Source organism: Streptomyces sp. NPDC093598 (genome assembly GCF_044764825.1).
Taxonomy (GTDB): domain Bacteria; phylum Actinomycetota; class Actinomycetes; order Streptomycetales; family Streptomycetaceae; genus Streptomyces.
In genome coordinates this window covers 39,334-56,033 of sequence record NZ_JBIWIV010000009.1, presented here as the reverse complement: position 1 = coordinate 56,033, position 16,700 = coordinate 39,334, and the positions used below count along the sequence as shown (strand labels likewise).

The 16,700-nt window shown below is 71.6% G+C and carries 12 protein-coding genes; 4 read left to right on the top strand and 8 right to left on the bottom strand.

Annotated features, from left to right (window positions below):
* Window positions 1–5: 5 nt before the first annotated feature.
* Entirely contained in the window at window positions 6–989 is a 984-nt protein-coding gene (locus ACIRDU_RS24750) for a DNA polymerase thumb domain-containing protein (protein ID WP_403582744.1), read from the bottom strand.
* Window positions 986–4,498: a DNA polymerase III subunit alpha gene (locus ACIRDU_RS24745; RefSeq protein ID WP_403582741.1), complete on the bottom strand. Its 3,513-nt coding sequence runs from the start codon at window positions 4,496–4,498 to the stop codon at window positions 986–988. Before ACIRDU_RS24745 ends, ACIRDU_RS24750 begins: the two co-directional genes overlap by 4 nt.
* A gap of 154 nt (window positions 4,499–4,652) precedes the next feature.
* Here ACIRDU_RS24745 and ACIRDU_RS24740 point away from each other — a divergent pair, with 154 nt between their 5' ends.
* The gene (locus ACIRDU_RS24740; RefSeq protein ID WP_403582738.1) at window positions 4,653–5,675 is read left to right on the top strand and encodes a DUF3533 domain-containing protein; all 1,023 of its coding nucleotides are present in this window, start codon (window positions 4,653–4,655) and stop codon (window positions 5,673–5,675) included.
* A gap of 139 nt (window positions 5,676–5,814) precedes the next feature.
* Here ACIRDU_RS24740 and ACIRDU_RS24735 read toward each other — a convergent pair whose 3' ends face one another.
* The 3 genes from ACIRDU_RS24735 to ACIRDU_RS24725 form a co-directional block, all read right to left on the bottom strand.
* Window positions 5,815–6,897: a S1 family peptidase gene (locus ACIRDU_RS24735; protein WP_403582736.1), complete on the bottom strand. Its 1,083-nt coding sequence runs from the start codon at window positions 6,895–6,897 to the stop codon at window positions 5,815–5,817.
* Window positions 6,898–7,263: 366 nt separating this feature from the next.
* Complete coding sequence (locus ACIRDU_RS24730) at window positions 7,264–8,169, bottom strand: S1 family peptidase (protein WP_403582734.1); 906 nt, start codon at window positions 8,167–8,169, stop codon at window positions 7,264–7,266.
* Between the two features lie 465 nt (window positions 8,170–8,634).
* Window positions 8,635–9,849 carry a DUF5685 family protein gene (locus ACIRDU_RS24725; RefSeq protein ID WP_403582732.1) on the bottom strand — a complete coding sequence of 405 codons (1,215 nt, stop codon included), beginning with the start codon at window positions 9,847–9,849 and terminating at the stop codon, window positions 8,635–8,637.
* A 291-nt stretch (window positions 9,850–10,140) separates the two neighbouring features.
* Between ACIRDU_RS24725 and ACIRDU_RS24720 the strand changes: the two genes are divergently transcribed.
* On the top strand, window positions 10,141–10,578 hold the full coding sequence (locus tag ACIRDU_RS24720; protein ID WP_248507614.1) for a cell division protein SepF: 438 nt from the start codon (window positions 10,141–10,143) through the stop codon (window positions 10,576–10,578).
* A gap of 49 nt (window positions 10,579–10,627) precedes the next feature.
* Here the strand turns inward: ACIRDU_RS24720 and ACIRDU_RS24715 are convergent, their stop codons facing one another.
* Together ACIRDU_RS24715 and ACIRDU_RS24710 are read right to left on the bottom strand one after the other, a co-directional pair.
* Entirely contained in the window at window positions 10,628–11,818 is a 1,191-nt protein-coding gene (locus ACIRDU_RS24715; protein ID WP_403582728.1) for an acyl-CoA dehydrogenase family protein, read from the bottom strand.
* Window positions 11,819–11,999: 181 nt separating this feature from the next.
* The gene (locus ACIRDU_RS24710) at window positions 12,000–13,604 is read right to left on the bottom strand and encodes an MFS transporter (RefSeq protein WP_403582725.1); all 1,605 of its coding nucleotides are present in this window, start codon (window positions 13,602–13,604) and stop codon (window positions 12,000–12,002) included.
* A gap of 263 nt (window positions 13,605–13,867) precedes the next feature.
* On the opposite strand from ACIRDU_RS24710, the gene ACIRDU_RS24705 reads away from it, so the two are divergent.
* Together ACIRDU_RS24705 and ACIRDU_RS24700 are read left to right on the top strand one after the other, a co-directional pair.
* Window positions 13,868–15,073: a mannosyltransferase family protein gene (locus ACIRDU_RS24705; protein WP_403582723.1), complete on the top strand. Its 1,206-nt coding sequence runs from the start codon at window positions 13,868–13,870 to the stop codon at window positions 15,071–15,073.
* A 227-nt stretch (window positions 15,074–15,300) separates the two neighbouring features.
* On the top strand, window positions 15,301–16,305 hold the full coding sequence (locus ACIRDU_RS24700) for a phosphatase PAP2 family protein (protein ID WP_403582721.1): 1,005 nt from the start codon (window positions 15,301–15,303) through the stop codon (window positions 16,303–16,305).
* A 74-nt stretch (window positions 16,306–16,379) separates the two neighbouring features.
* Here ACIRDU_RS24700 and ACIRDU_RS24695 read toward each other — a convergent pair whose 3' ends face one another.
* Window positions 16,380–16,595: an I78 family peptidase inhibitor gene (locus ACIRDU_RS24695; RefSeq protein WP_003989240.1), complete on the bottom strand. Its 216-nt coding sequence runs from the start codon at window positions 16,593–16,595 to the stop codon at window positions 16,380–16,382.
* Between the last annotated feature and the right edge of the window lie 105 nt (window positions 16,596–16,700).

Sequence of the window (16,700 nt, the reverse complement as noted above, 5' to 3'; positions counted from 1 at the left end):
AGGCTCTACGCCGCCCGCCCCCCTAGCCCCCCGGGCATCACCGCCCGCGGCCCGAACTTCGCTCGCGCGCGGTCCGCGACCTCCTCGATACGGCGGACCTTCTCGTCCACCGGGTCGAAGGTCAGCTGGTGGGAGGCCTGGCCGGCGGGGTCGAGCCCCTCGGCGCGCAGAGCGATCGCGCGGACCCGGGCGCGTTGCAGGCCGAGCGCCTCGTACATGCCGTACGCGGCCCTGGTCAGTGCCGGGGAGTGCGCGGTCGGTTCGGTCAGGGTGCGACTGCGGGTGGTGGCGGACCGGTCGGCGTAGCGCACGGTGAGGGTGAGGGTGCGGCAGACCTTCTCCAGGGCGCGCAGCCGGGCGCCGATCTCCTCGGCGGCCGACAGCAGCGCCCGGCGGTGCCGGTCCGGGTCCAGTTCGTCGCGCCCGAAGGGGCGTTCCGTCGCGAGGGACCGGGAGACGGCGTTCGGTACGACCCGGCCGCGGTCGACGCCGTTCGCCTTCTCGCGCAGCTCGCGGCCGGCCTTCGCGCCGATCAGCCGCTGGAGCGTGGACAGCGGCGCGGCGGCGACCCGGCCGAGGGTGTCGAGGCCGTAGTCGCCCAGTGTGCGGGCGGTCGCGGTGCCCACGCCGGGCAGCGCGGCGACGGGCTTGTCCGCGAGGAACTCCGCGACGGCGTCCGGCTCGTCGGGCACCGCACACGTCACCCCGGGCACGGCGTCGCGCAGCGCCATCCGGGCCAGCATCGGCCCGGGCCCGGCCCCGATCACGCAGTCGACGCCGTACAGCGCGAGCGACCGCACTCGGATCACCGAGGCCAGTTCGACGGCGTCCCGCCGGAAGTAGCGCTCGGCGCCGCGCAGGTCGGCCAGCGCCCCGTCCGGTGGCAGGGCCTGGACGACCGGCGTGAACTCCTCGAGCATCCCGAGCAGGTGGGGCAGGTCGGCCTCGCTCGCCGGAGGCAGCTGGAAACGTACGCAGAGGATGGTCATCCCGCACTCCCCGGACTCTGATGCCACAACTTCCTGGTGTTCGCGGGCCCTTCGCCCGCAGGACGCAGATCGGCCCAGGGGTGCATCTCGTACCCCGTGGGCATGCGGATCTTCCGCTGCTCCATCGGATCCCTGGCCGCGGAGCCCGTCGGCGCGGGCGCTCCGTCCGACCCGGCGAGCCGCCGGCGTGCGGCCCCCTCGCCGTCGTCACCGGAACCGTCGTCACCGGAACCGCCTTCGCCGGGGCCGGCCAGCCGGGCCGCGACCCCCTCCAGCCCCTCCTCCCGGCGCACGTCCAGCAGGTCCGCGAGGTTCCAGGCGGCGGCGCCCACCACGCTGAGGCTGCGGGGGCCGCGGCGCTGCACCACCCCGCGCACCAGCAGCAGCCAGGAGTGGAAGACGGTGTGGGCGCAGGTGTCGTGGGAGTCGTCGAAGAAGGCGAGGTCGACCAGGCCCGTGCCGTCGTCCAGGGTGGAGAAGATGACGCGCTTGCCGGACCGGATCGGCGGTGTCTGGGTGGCTGCCTTGGCGCCCGCGACCAGCACCGTCTCCCCGTGCCGGGCCTCGCGCAGCCGCCGCGCCGACACCACGCCCAGCTCGTCGAGGAACTGCCGGTGGTCGTCCATCAGATTGCGTGAGGCGTCCATGGACAGCACGCCCAGCTCGGCGCTGAGCCGCTCCGACGAGGTGAGGTCGGGCAGCCCGGCCGGTGCGGTCTTCCGTCCGCCGGCCAAGGGGAGCTGGCCACCGCCCCCGCCCCGGGCGCCCCGGTGCAGCTCGGTCAGATGCAGTTGCAGATCCCGGCGGTTGGCGCCGAACGCGTCCAGCGCTCCCACCTGCGCGAGCCGCTGGGCCAGCGGACGGCTGGGCCGGCCCCGCTCCCAGAAGTCGACCAACGAGGCGTACGGCTGCCCTTCGGCGATCCGCGCGGCCTCGGCCTCTCTGATGCCGTGCACATCGGAGAGCGCCAGCCGCAGCCCCCACTTACCGGACACCAGTTCGATACGGTGCGCGACGCCCGACGTGTTCACGTCCAACGGCAGCACGGGCACCCCACGCCGCCGTGCGTCCGCCAGCAGCAGCCGCTTCGGGTACATCCCTGGGTCGTGCGTGAGCAAGCCCGCGTAGAAGGCGGCCGGGTGATGCGTTTTCAGCCACGCCGACTGGTACGTCGGAACGGCGAAGGCGACCGCGTGCGCCTTGCAGAAGCCGTACGAACCGAAGGCCTCGACGATCTCCCAGGTCCGCTGAATCGTTTCCGCGTCATAGCCGTTCGCCGCCGCGTGCTGTGCGAACCACACCTTGATCCGCCCCTGCGACTCCGGATCCGACAGCCCGCGCCGCACCCGGTCGGCCTCGCCGCGCCCGCAGCCGGTCATGATGGCGACGATGTCGATGATCTGCTCGTGGAAGACGACGACGCCGTAGGTCTCCTTCAGCGGCTCCTCGAGATCCGGGTGCGGATACCGGATCGGCGCCCGACCGTGCCGCGCCTCGATGAACGGCCGCACCATGTCGGCGGCGACCGGGCCGGGCCGGAACAGCGAGATGTCGACGACGAGGTCGTGGAAGTCGGCCGGCTGGAGCCGCCCGACCAGATCCCGCTGCCCGGGCGACTCGATCTGGAAGCACCCGAGGGTCTCGGTGGACTGGATCAGCCGGTACGTCTCCGGATCCCCCGGCGCCAGCCCGTCCAGATCGACCCTCACCCCCGACACCCGCTCCACCTCCCCCACCGCGTGCGCCATGGCCGACTGCATCCGCACACCCAGCACATCCAGCTTCAGCAGCCCGAGGTCCTCGACGTCGTCCTTGTCGAACTGCGACATCGGAAAGCCCTCGCCGCTGGTCGGCATGACCGGTGTACGCGCCAGCAGCGAGGCGTCGGACAGCAGCACCCCGCACGGGTGCATGGCGACCCCGCGCGGCAGGGCGTCCAGCGCCTCGACCAGCTCCCACAGCCTCCCGTACCTCTCCTTCTCCCCCGCCAGCGCGCGCAGCTCGGGCAGTTCCTCCAGCGCGGCGCGGGCGTCCCGTGCCCGGATGTGCGGAAAGGACTTGGCGACGCGGTCGATCTCGGCCGGGTCCATGGACAGGGCGGCCCCCACGTCACGAATGGCATGCCGTACGCGATACGTCTCGGGCATGGCGACCGTCGCGACCCGCTCGGTGCCGAACCGGTCGATGATCGCGCGGTAGACCTCCAGCCGGCGCGCGGACTCCACGTCGATGTCGATGTCGGGCAGCACGACCCGCTCCTTCGACAGGAACCGCTCCATCAGCAGCCGGTGCTCGATGGGATCGGCATGCGCGATACCGAGCAGGTGATTGACGAGCGACCCGGCCCCGGAGCCCCGGGCGGCGACCCGGACGCCCATCTTCCGCACGTCGTCGACCACTTGGGCGACGGTCAGGAAGTAGGAGGCGAATCCGTGGTGGGCGATGATGTCCAGCTCGCGGTGCATCCGCTCCCAGTACTCCCGCCGCCGGTCGTATCCGCGCAGCACCATCCCGGCCGCCGCCCGTGAGGCCAGCGTCCGCTGGGCGGTGCGGCGCCCGGCACCGACCAGTTGCGGCTCGGGAAAGTGGACGGTGCCGATCCCGAGATCGCCCTCGGGGTCCACCAGACACTCGGCGGCTGTGGCCTCCGTCTGCTCCACCAGCCGGTGAGCGGTCTCCCGCCGGAACCCCGCGGCCTCCACGATCCGCTCCGCCACACCGACCATGTCCCCGGCGTCCTTGAGCCAGGCCTCGCCGGAGTCCAGTTCCTTGGCCGGGTCGACGGGCACCAGCCGCCGGGCGGCGTCCAGCACGTCGGCGACCGGCCCCGACCCCGAGTCGGCGTACCGCACCGCGTTGGTGAGCACGGGCCGGATCCGCTGCTCGGCGGCGAACCCGACGGTACGGGCGGCCAGCCGCAGCGACCCGGGGCCCGTACCTTTCCGGCCGTGCCAGACGGCTTCCAGCCGCAGGTCGTCACCGTAGAGCTCCCGCCAGGGCACGAGCAGCCGCGCCGCACGGTCGGGCCGTCCCGCCGCCAGGGCACGCCCGACATCCGATGCCGGCCCGAGCAGCACGGTCAGCCCCTCGGCATGATTGCGGCCCCAGGGCAGCAGGGGCACCCCCTCCCCCTCATGGGCAGCCGAGACGAGCCGGCACAGGTCACCCCACCCCCGGGCGCCGTCCCGGGCGAGAAAGATCACCCGAGGAGCCGACTCGTCGACAAAGGCACCACCTCGCACCGGTGTCCGGCGCCGCCGCCCCTGCCGCTCGGCCCCGGCCCCGGGCTCCGCACCCGCCACGGCCAGATCGACCCCGAACAGCGGACGGACCCCCGCCTTCCCGCAGGCCTTCGAGAACCGGACCGCGCCGGCGAGCGTGTCGCGATCGGTCAGCGCCAGGGCGTCCATGCCCCGCTCGGAGGCACGCTCGGCCAGCCGCTCCGGGTGCGAAGCTCCATAGCGCAACGAGAATCCGGAGACGGTGTGCAGATGCGTGAAGCCCGGCACACGCACCTCCCGCACTCGTGAGCCACACCGGCTCTCGAACATCTGTTCCCAGCTACCTCATCCCCACCATACCCTCATCTTCGAATGTATGTGCGACATCCGTTCGGCCCCGCCCCACCTGCGGAAACGCCTCGCAGCCCCCGACCGTGGAGGCATGCCGCACCGCTCGTTCCTCGCCGAGGTGAGAGACGCCGTCACCCCGCGGGCCACCCTGCTCGTCGTCGGCGTGATCGCGCTCCAGCTGCTGTTCATCGCCTCCTACGTGGGAGCGCTGCACGACCCGAAGCCCAAGGACGTGCCCTTCGGCCTGGTCGCCCCACAGGCCGCGGCCGAACAGGCGGCCACCCGGATCGAACGCCTTCCCGGCTCCCCCTTGGACCCCCGCGTACTGCCCGACGAGGCAACGGCCCGGAGCCGGCTCACCCACCGCGACATCGACGCCGCCCTGGTCATCGACCCCAGGGGCAGCACCGACACCCTCCTGGTCGCCTCCGGCGGCGGCAGGGTCCTCTCCACCACGCTGACGACCCTCGTCACCACCCTGGAGAAGTCCGAGCGGCGCACCATCCGGACGGTCGACGTGATCCCGTCCGCGCCCCACGACCCCAACGGGCTCTCGTCCTTCTACCTGGTGATCGGCTGGTGTGTGGGCGGCTACCTGGGTGCCGCGGCCCTGGCCGTCAGCGCCGGGGCGAAACCCTCCAACCCCACCCGCGCCGCGATCCGCCTGGCGGTCATGACCCTGGTCGCGATCACCGGCGGTCTCGGCGGCGCCCTCATCACGGGCCCGCTCCTGGACGCCCTGCCGGGCAGCACCGCGGCCCTCTGGGGCCTGGGCACCCTGATCATCTTCGCCGTGGGCGCGGCCACCCTCGCCCTCCAGGGCGTCTTCGGCACGATCGGCATCGGCCTGGTCATCCTGCTGGTGGTCATCCTCGGCAACCCCAGCGCGGGCGGCGCCCTGCCCCCACCCCTGCTCCCACCCTTCTGGAAGGCGATCGGCCCGGCCCTCCCCCCGGGCGCCGGCACCTGGTCGACGCGCTCCATCGCCTACTTCGACCACCACGCGATGACGACGTCACTCCTGGTCCTGGCGGCGTGGGCCGTGGCAGGAACGGCGATCACCCTGGCGGCAGCCACAGCACGAAGGCGCGCGAACGCAACGCAGACGCCGTAACCCCCGCCAGACACCACCGGGCGTCACGCGAAGACGCGCACCCCCACCCAAGCGACCACCGGCCACCGGCCACCGGCCACCGCACACAGACGAAAGTCCCGCCCCTCGCACAAGGGGCGGGACTTCACGCACTCACGTGTCAGCCGATCTGCGTCCCGGTCGCCGACAGCGCCTCGGTCACCGGCTGGAAGAACGTCTCCCCGCCCGAGGTGCAGTCACCGCTGCCGCCGGACGTGAGCCCGACCGCCTTGTCGCCCGAGAACAGCGACCCGCCACTGTCACCCGGCTCCGCGCACACGTCGGTCTGGATCAGCCCGTTCACGATGTCGCCGTTGCCGTAGTTCACGGTGGCGTCCAGCCCCGTGACCTTGCCCTCGTGCACCTGCGTGGTCGACCCGCTCCGGGTGACCGCCATGCCGACGGTCGCGTCCGCGGCGCCCGAGATCTTCTGGGTGGACCCGTTGTAGAGGTTCACCTCACTCGGGTGGGCAACCTCCGCGGTGTACTTGACCAGCCCGTAGTCGTTGTCCGGGAAGCTGGAGTCCGCGTTGGTGCCGAGCTCCTTGCCGCTGGAGTCCGACCAGGTGGAGATGCCCTCGGTGCAGTGGCCGGCGGTCAGGAAGAACGGCTCGCCGCCCTTGACCACGTTGAAGCCGAGCGAGCAGCGCCCGCTGCCACCGGTGATCGCGTCGCCACCGGCGATGAAGGGCTTGTACTCCCCCTTCGACCGCTTGAGTTCGGCCTTTGCCCCGAGCCCGTCCACGACCTTCGTCAGCGTCGCCCACTCGGCCTTGGAGACCGTACGGTCGGCGGTCACGACGACCTTGTTCGTCGTCGGGTCGGTCACCCAGGCGGTGCCCGGGATCGTCGCGTCCTGCTTCAGCGTGCTGCGGGCACTCTTGAGTTCGGCGAGGGAGTTCGCCACGACTCTCGCCTTGGCGCCGGCCTTCTCGACGGCCCGCGCGGCGGCCTCGTCGAGCACGTTCACCACGAGGCTCTTGCTCTTGGTGTCGTAGTACGTCCCGGCCGCGTCGCCGCCCAGGTCCTTGGCCAGCGTCGAAGCGAGCTTTCCGGCCGCGGTGACCGACAGGGTCCGGGGTGCGGAAGCCTCAGGGGTCTCACTGGCGTTCGCGGTCTGGAACGTCACTCCCGCGGCGACCAGCGCGGCGATGCCCGCACCTGCCACGGCTGCACGCCGCTTGGGTATGCGTCGGTGCTTCAACTTCTGTCCTCCTGTGGGGGGTCGGCACGAGAGGTTGTGGGGACCTCACGAGCCGGAAGGCTTCGTTGACGAGCGCCCACTATTCCGAGGACAACGGGGAGCACACAAGGGTGAGTTCGAGACGCGCGTAGACAGCGCTTCGCGCGCCCTCCCATTTTGACCGTCCACGATCAAATCGGACCAACTCCCGCGCGTTCACACTGCAAACATTACGCGTGAGTAATGTGCGGGCACTCTGCGAGGTCTGCCCATGGCTGAATTTCGCCCCTCCGACGCCCGGTTCCGGAAAGAGCCCTCACACAGCGCGAAGCCCCCGCACGCGGTGCGTGCGGGGGCCGTGAAGTGCTGCGAACTGCCGCCGGGGGCCTAGTAGACGCTGACGCCGTAGGCGCTCAGGGCCTCCGTGACGGGCTGGAAGAACGTCGTGCCGCCGGAGGAGCAGTTGCCGCTGCCGCCGGAGGTCAGGCCGTACGCCGTGCCGTTGCTGCCGTAGAGCGAACCGCCGGAGTCGCCGGGCTCGGCACAGACGGTGGTCTGGATGAGGCCGGAGACGATGTCACCGCCGCCGTAGTTGACGGTGGCGTTGAGGGCGGTGACACGGCCGCTGTGCGTACCGGTCGTGGAGCCGTCACGGATGACGGTGGTGCCCACGCTCGGGGTGGCCGCGCGCGTGATGTCCACGCCGTTCGCGGTGCCGGGGCGGCTGACGGACCCGCTGTAGCGCACGAGGCCGTAGTCGTTGCCCGGGAAGCTGGAGCCGGCGGTCGAGCCGATGACCGTGGTGCGGCCGGAGTTGGAGTACCAGGTGCCCGCGCCGTCGGTGCAGTGACCGGCGGTCAGGAAGTACTCGGTGCCGTTGCTGGCACGGACGTTGAAGCCGAGGGAGCAGCGCCAGCTACTCGCATAGATGGCGTCGCCGCCCTGGATGAGCTTGCTGAACTTGCCGGGGGTGCGCTTGATCGTGAGCGCGTCGGCGTTGCCGCCGGCCTGCTGCTTGATCTTCGCTATCTCGGCCTGGGTGACCGTGCTGTCGACGGTCAGGAGCACGCGGTTGGTCTTGCTGTCGACGGCCCAGGCGGTGCCCGGGATGTCGGCCTTCAGCAAGGAGCCGCTGGCGCTCTTGAGCTCGGCGGCGCTGAAGGTGGTGGGGGTGTCGGAGGCGTTCGCGCTGGGGATCGCGATCGCTGCGGCGGCAACGAGGCCGGTGGAAACGGCGATCAGCCGGGTCCGTCTCGAAATGCCACTGCGGGGGGTGGTGCGCTTGATCCTCACTTTTCGTTCCTCCACAAAGGAAGTAGGGGGCCCTCGTGGGGTTTCGGGCCCGTGAGGCGCAGTCAGAGACCAGATGTCCGGATTCCGAACACGCCGTGCCCCTGACAAGCGCTGAGGGGGAGTATTCGGCCGAACGGCCGGTCGGCGCAAGAGTGCCTTTCGGACTTCAACCTTTGGGGGATCTTTACGGGGCCGCCCCCAGGGCACGGCGGCGGCAGCGCGCGGTGGGGTGAAGCGCCCCGGCGCCGCCCGGCGTGGGGGGGGGTGTGCGGGACTTCGCCCCACGCCCCCTCACGCACCAGCCCGACCCAGCCGTCGCTCGCCGTACGCCACCCCGGGCCCCGCGCGCGGGCCTCGCTCGGGTCGGCCTCGAGCCGCACCTCACCGCGGCCCGCCAGGAACCGGGCATGTCCGGAAGTCGACCGTCCGGATGGTCATCGAGCCCGGAGGCCCACAAGGGGCGGGTCAGCCGTCGCAGGGGCAGCAGCAGTCGCAGCCGTCGCAGTCGCAGTCCCGGCAGATACCCTCGCGCTTCTTGCGGGACCACGGCCCCTCGTACTCCTTGGCGCAGCACAGCTTGCAGGTGCAGCACAGGAGCCAGAACATCCCGCAGCCGGCCCAGAACCCACGCCGACGGGGTGGCTGGGGCACCGGCGCGCCCCCACCGAACCCGCCACCACCGAACCCGTCTCCCCCACCGGCGTACGGAGGTACTCCACCACCCGCGTACGGGTGGTGCGGGGAGCCATAGGGCCCCTGCGGCGGCTGCCCGTGGGGTCCCTGCTGTCCATAGGGTCCGCCGCCCTGGTGGGAGGCGCACACCGGCACCGTGCCGAACGCCCGGTCCACCGAACGCCGCAGTTCGTGCACGAGCAGCAGGTGCACGAGCTTCTCGTCGGTGAACTCGACCTCCCGCAACGCCAGCCGAACGCCGTGCACCGCGTCGTCGGCGAGCCGGCGGGCCTCCGCGAGGGAGGTGCCGGTCGCGGCGATCGGGTTCCAGGCGCCTGACGCGGCGTCAGCGTGCCGGTCCTCCACGGCGTCCAGCAGGTGCGCGAGGCGCCCGAAGAGCCGTCCGGCCTCGGCGAGCGGCCCGGCGTTGTGCGGCCGGCCGGCCAGGACCGCCGTGTGCGCGAAGGCGGCGGCGGTCGCGGTCTCGGTCGGTTCGGTGACCGTCAGGAGCGGCGTCCCGGGTCCGGCCAGCGCCTCGATCCCGGCCTGCCGGTCCACGGCATCGACCAGGAGGGCGGTGTCGAACCCCACGGCGGTGCCGGTCCGGGCGCCGGCCGTGTCCCAGCTCGCGGCGACCCGGCGCGCGGCACGGGCCACCGGCCTGCGGGCCAACAGCCCGTCACCGTCGGTGACGTGGTCGCGTACCTTCGCCGAGGCCAGCACCAGGGAGACGGCCGCCGCCAGCCGGGCTCCCTCGCCGTGCGCGACGGAGGCGGTGCGCATGCCGCGCAGCGGGCACGGACCGGCCGTACGCCGCCCGGCACCGTCACTCTCCGTCTGAGCCTCCGTCAAAACCGATATGAGCAGTCCGTCATAGTTCGTCACTATTCGCGCGAACTGTCCGTGGTCACCGCGCAGTGCGAGGCAGAGCCCGCACAAATGCGCCATCCACTGGCCTGCGAGCTTCTCCCCGAGCCGGTGTCTACAGGGCCTGACGATTCCGAACACAACGCTCCCCCCGAGCTGCGTAACGACGCTGAGCTGCGGCATCATATCGGCCCGGGCATTCACCCGTACGCCCCGCCCATCACTCGTACGCCGCGAAGAATCATATTTCACTCACAGTCAGCAGCTGTTTGGGAAACGGCCCTTGGGACACACGGACTCTCGACGGATTCGCTGTGCACCAGTACCGTCACAAACCCCCCGTGCGGCGTCTATCCACTTGGCGCGCCATCCGCATCATGGACGACCATAGGGATGCGGAAAGCAGAAAGACCGCTGTGAGAGGAGGCGTCCATGGGATCGGTACGCAAGGCAAGTGCCTGGCTTGGCCTCGTCGACGACAACGAAGACGAGCGTTACTACGACGACGACTACTCCGACGGGACCGAGCCCGGGGAGGCCTGGGTCACCGATCCGCGCGTCAAGGTGGCCTCGGACGTCGCCGAGGAGAAGGGCCGCCGCATCGGCACGGTGACCCCGGACAGCTTCCGGGACGCGCGCGCCATCGGCGAGCTGTTCCGCGAGGGCGTGCCGGTCATCATGAACCTCACGGCCATGGAGGCCTCCGACGCCAAGCGCGTGGTCGACTTCGCGGCCGGGCTGATCTTCGGCCTGCGCGGTTCGATCGAGAGAGTGTCGACCCGCGTGTTCCTGCTGACCCCCGCCAACACGGAGATCGTCAACGGCGACCCGGCCGCGCACCGCACGGACGGCTTCTTCAACCAGAGCTGAGGCAGGGCCGCTCACCGGCCCTGCCCCCGCGCAGGGTCACCGGACCGGTCTACCGGAAGGCGTCGAGTCCGGTGAGCGCCTTGCCCAGCACGAGCTGATGCATCTCGACGGTGCCCTCATAGGTGAGCACCGACTCGAGGTTGGTCGCGTGCCGCATCACGGGATATTCGAGCGAGATCCCGTTGGCGCCGAGAATGGTCCGGGCCGTGCGGCAGATCTCGATCGCTTCCCGGACGTTGTTGAGCTTGCCGAAGCTGACCTGCTCGGGACGCAGGCGGCCGGCGTCCATACGCCGCCCCAGATGATGGGCGAGCAGAATCCCCTTGTGCAGTTCGACCGCCATGTCGGCGAGTTTGGCCTGGGTGAGCTGGAAGCCGCCGATGGGCCGCCCGAACTGCTCCCGTGACTTCGCGTAGTCGACCGCGGCCTCGAAACTGCTGCGGGCCGCGCCCATGGCGCCCCAGACGATTCCGTACCGGGCGTGGGACAGACAGCTGAGGGGTCCGCGCAGGCCGGTGGCCTCCGGGAGGACGGCGTCGGCGGGCAGCCTGACGTCGTCGAGCACGAGCTCGCTGGTGACCGAGGCCCTGAGGGACCACTTGTGCTTGATCTCGGGTGCGGAGAACCCGCCGCTGTCGGTGGGCACCGCGAAGCCGCGGATCCCGTCCTCGGTCTGCGCCCACACGACGGCGACACCGGCGACCGACCCGTTGGTGATCCACATCTTGCGGCCGTTGAGGATCCAGTCGGAGCCGTCGCGCTTGGCGTACGTGCGCATGGAGGCGGGGTCGGATCCGTGGTCGGGCTCGGTGAGCCCGAAGCACCCGATGACCTCACCGGCGGCCATCCGGGGCAGCCACTGCTGCTTCTGCGCCTCGCTGCCGAAGCGGTGGATGGCGTACATGGCGAGGGAGCCCTGCACGGAGACGAGGGAGCGGATGCCGGAGTCGGCGGCCTCCAGCTCCAGGCAGGCGAGCCCGTACTGCACGGCGGACGCCCCGGCGCAGCCGTACCCGTCCAGGGACATCCCGAGGGCACCGATGCCGCCGAGCTCCTGGGCCAGCTCCCGGACACCCGGCAGCTCCCCCTTCTCGTACCACTCCGCGACGTACGGCAGCACCCGGTCCGCGGCCCAGGCCCGCACGGTGTCCCTGATCCCGAGGTCCTCCGGCTCCAGCAGGTCGTCCAGGCCGAGGGGATCGGCGGGATCGAAGGGAGGCAGCTTGGACGAACCGGACATGATCGACACCCTCCGAAGCTCTTCAACTAGCACCGCTAGTCAGACGCTACGACCTGATCACACCCAAGCACCACCCATAGCCCCGCACACCGGCAAGCCGCCAACGGCGAACCACCCCCCACGGGCGACCCTCGCCCCTCCTCCGACCGCTACGGGCGGTGCGTGGGTGGGCGAAGGGGTGTCACACCGAGACGCGGGACTCCGCCGCGTCCCTGGGGGCAGGGAGCTCCGCCGGCTCCGCGGGCTCGCACTGCATGGCCCGCGGCAAGCGCAACGCCATCACCGCCCCGAGCAGCAACAACCCCGCACTCACCAGCAACGTCACATGCAGTCCGTGCACGAACGCGTCCCGGGCGGCATGCCGCAGCGCGGCACCGGCGGACCCGCCCAGCTGCGCGGCGACCTCGTACGCCTCCCCCAGCGAATGCCCCGCGGACGCGGACGCCGACGCCGGAACCCCCGGCACGCCCGACAGCCCGGGCGCGTACGCCGCGTTCATCACCGTGCCGAGCAGCGCGATCCCGATCCCCGCCCCGAGCTGGTACGACGTCTCCCCGATCGCCGCCGCCCCACCGGCCTGCTCCTGCGGCGCCTCGCTGAGCATCGACTCGTACGCCCCGAACAGCGTCGTCTCCAGCCCGAAGCCGAGCAGCACGAAGCCGCTCAGCATCAGCGCGCAGTCGTCCGTCCGGCCGAGCGCCGTCAGCAGCACCACCGCGAACGCCGTGAGGCAGAACCCGGCGCACACCATCCGCCGCGGCCCGAACCGCCGCAGCATCCGCGCCCCGGCCAGCCCGGCCGCCATCGCCGCGAAGGTCAGCGGCAGCAGCCGCAGCCCGGTCTCCAGCGGCGACAGCCCGAGCACCAGTTGCAGGTACTGGGCCGCGATCAGTTCCAGCCCGACCAGCGCGAGCATCGCCAGCACGATGCACCCGACGGACGTGCTGAACGCCGGCCGCGCGAACATCTTGAGGTCCACCAGCGGATACGCCCGCCGCCGCTGCCGCCGTACGAAGCCGACCAGCAGCGCCGCGCCGACGACCAGCGGCAGCACGGTGAGCAGGCTCCCGACCGACTCCCCGCTGCCGAGCCGCTTCACGCCCAGCACGACACCGAACAGCCCGGCCGCCGCCATCAGCGCACCGACCACGTCCCAGGGGCCCTTGCCGTCGCCCTTCGACTCGGGCAGCAGCAGGCGCCCCACCGGAAGACTGACCAGCATCAACGGAATGTTGACGAGGAAGACCGAGCCCCACCAGAAGTGCTCCAGCAGGAAACCGCCGAGCAGCGGACCGACCGCGGCCCCCACCGCGGCCACGGCACTCCATATGCCGATCGCGAGCGCCCGCTCGCGCCGGTCGGGGAAGACCTGCCGCAGGATCGACAGGGTCGCCGGCATGATCATCGCGCCGCCCACGCCGAGCAGCGCCCGCGCCACGATCAGCACCTGGGCGCTGTCGGCCAGGGCGGCGAGGCCGGAGGCGACGCCGAACAGCGTGTATCCGAGGAGCAGGACTCTTCGGCGGCCGACGCGGTCGCCCAGCGTGCCGAACAGGATCAGCAGCGAGGCGCAGACCAGTGGGTAGACGTCGACGATCCAGAGCAGCTCTATCCCGCCGGGCTTCAGGTCCTCTGTGACGGCGGGGACCGCCACGTGCAGCACGGTGGCGTCGACGGCGACCAGCAGCAGGCTGACGCAGAGGACGACGAGAACCACCCAGCGGTTGGCACCGGCCCCGGCCGCCCGACGGCGCAGCGCAGCGGCGGCCGTGGTCGTCCCGGACATGTACGTACCTCCCAGATGTTCCCTCGCGATCGGCGGGCTCACGGGGTGGGGGACGCCCCCGCGACTCGGCCGGAGAGGAGCGGTGGTCTCCGGCCCGCGCAAACGAAAAGCGAGTGACACGTCAGAGTACGCGAGTCCCCGCCGGAGGCCAGTGGCGGGCCTCTCACACCTCCGGCGGAAGGATGTGGCGTACGCCACTGCCCCCGAGGTCGTCGACGCCCCGGCCGGCCGGGCGGTTGCGGCCCGGGTCGATAATCGGGCCCGTGACCGATCTTGAGACGCGCGCGGCCCCGGCCCGCGCCGGGGCGCTGCGCCGGGCGGCCCCGGCGCTCGCCGGGTACGCGGCCGTCCGCGCCCTGGGCCTGCTCGCCCTGTTCCTGTGGAGCGGGGCGCGGGACAAGAACGCGTACACGCTGCTGACCGCCCGCTGGGAGGCGCTGTGGTACGTCAGGGTCGCCGAGCTCGGCTACGGCTACGAGGTGCGCCTGGCGAACGGGGACGTGCACTCGAATCTGGCGTTCTTCCCGCTGCTGCCCTGGCTGGAGCGGCTGGTGGCGGCGGTGTCACCGCTGTCGTACGCGGACGGGGGGTTCCTCGTCAGCCTGCTCGCCTCGCTCGCCGCGGCCTGGGGCGTCTTCGCCGTGGCGGACCTCGTGTACGGCCGCCGGGCCGGGGTGTGCGCGGTGCTGTTGTGGGCCGTCCTGCCGGTGGGGATCGTGCAGTCGATGGCGTACAGCGAGTCCCTGTTCACGGCTCTCGCGGCCTGGTCGCTGTACGCGGTCCTGACCGGCCGCTGGGTGACGGCGGGCGCGCTGGCCCTGCTGGCCGGGCTGACCCGTCCGGTGGGACTGGCCGTGGTGGCGGCGGTGTGGGCGGCGGCGGTGACCTCGTTCGTACGGGACGGAAGTGCGGCCGGGCCGCACGGCGCGCGGAGCGCGACACGCGCCTGCGCTCCCCCCGGCTCCGGGACCCGGACCCGGCGCGTCGTCGGCATGCTCCTGGCCCCTCTCGGCACCGCCGGCTACGTGCTCTGGGTCGGGCATCACACGGGCAAGGGCCCGCTGGGCTATCTCGACGTCCAGGCCGGATGGCGCAACGGCTTCGACGGCGGCTATGCCTTCGGCCGGTTCGTCGCCGAAAAGTTCACGTCGTTCCCGTCGGCCCTGGCCGGCGTGGGGCTGATCCTCGGGGTCGCGTCAGTCGTCTGGCTGTATGTGGTCGGCGTACGTCAGCGCCAGCCGCTGCCGCTGCTGGTCTACACCGGCCTCGTGACCGCGCTCGCCCTGTGCGCGTCGAGCTACTTCGGCTCGAAACCGCGGCTGCTGATGCCCGCCTTCCCGCTGCTGCTGCCCCTCGCGTCGGCCCTGGCCGGGCAGCGTATGCGCAGGTCAGCGCTGGTGCTCGGGGCCGTCGGGGTGGCCTCCGCGGTGTACGGGGCGTTCTGGCTGAACGGCTCCGGTCCGCCCTGACCCGCTGTGAGCGACAGGGGAATTCCGCACCATGCTCCGGTGAACGAATTCAAAAGCGCAATAAAACCCGCATCCGGAATGATCAAAGGAATTGAAGGCCGCAGCGTCCGGCGATTGCAGATTCGCTGGAAATAAACCTCCTCCTGAGAGGAATCCCACATCACATCGTCATCACAAAGCCGTTGATTCGCCCGGGATCTGAGCTCACTCGCTGTAACGTCGATTGGGTGCGTACCGAACCGAAGCTCACCCGTCTGGACCGGGTGTTCGCCCGGCTGGACCGTGAGCCGGAACGACCGGCCCACATCGATGTGCCGAAGATGAGCAGGCACCGCATCGTGCTCTTCGCGGCGACCCTGTCCTTCTACGGCGCGATCGTGTGGGCCGTGGTGATCACGTCCTGGCTGGTCCGGCTCGACTGGCAGGTCATGTTCTTCCGCCCGTACCAGCAGTGGTCGGAGATCCACTGGTTCGTCGACTACTACGTGGTCCTCGGACAGCGCGGCCCGACCGCCGTGATGGTCGCGGCCTGGCTGGGCTGGCGCTCCTGGCGGCAGCACACCCTGCGGCCGCTGCTCGCGCTCGGTGTCTCGCTGCTGCTGCTGAACATCACGGTCGGCGCCGCCAAATACGGCATGGGCCGCCTGGGACCCCACTACGCGACCTCCATCGGCTCGAACGAGATGTGGCTCGGCGGCGATATATTTCCGAGCGGTCACACTGCCAACGCCGTCGTGACCTGGGGAATCCTGGCCTATCTGGCCTCCAGCGCGAGAGCGCAGCGCTGGCTGTCCGCCGTGTCCGCGGTGACCTCGCTCGGCGTCGGGATGGCCACCGTCTACCTCGGCACGCACTGGCTGAGCGATGTACTCCTCGGCTGGACCGCGGGTCTGCTGATCCTGCTCGGCCTGCCGTGGTTCGAGCCGCTGATCGCCCGCGCGGAGGCCTGGATCTTCGACCTGCGCGACCGCCTGCGCGACCGCCTGCGGGCCCGCAGGCGAGGCGCCTCGGCCGCTCCGGTCGACGCGCCGCCCGTGAGGGTCACGCCGCTGCCCGACCGGGACGACGTCGCGGCCCGCTCGCCCCGGGCCCCGGTCCACCTGGCGCCGGGCCCGCACACGACCCGCTCGGAGCGCACGCCGATCACCCCGGCCGGCAGCCGCCGCCCGCCCCACACGGAGCGCCATCCGCGCGGTTCGACCCCGTCGGCCCGTCCCCTGACGGGCGGCTGAGCACGGGACGGTGCGCACCCCGTCCGGCATGACGAAGGCCCCGGTTCCGGAGCGGAACCAGGGCCTTCGTCGTCTCAGCCCTTCCAGGCCCGCGCCACCCGGCCGCCCTTGACCTCGAAGTTCAGCCGGCCCACGCGGTACTCCATGGTGATGATCGCCCCCGGCGGCAATGAGCGCACCGTGGGCCAGCCGCGCTCACGCGCGAGGTGTTCGGCCCGGCCGGCCTCCAGGCCGACATAGGTGTCCGGGCTGTCGTCGGGTTCCGCGGAAGGTGTCGGATTCGGTGCCATGCCGCCACGCTATGTCCTGCCCGGCGGCCGCGGAAGTCCGGGCCCGCCCGGTCACTGTCCGCCCCCGGTCACGCTTCTGTCACAAGATCACGACAGCAGTTTCGG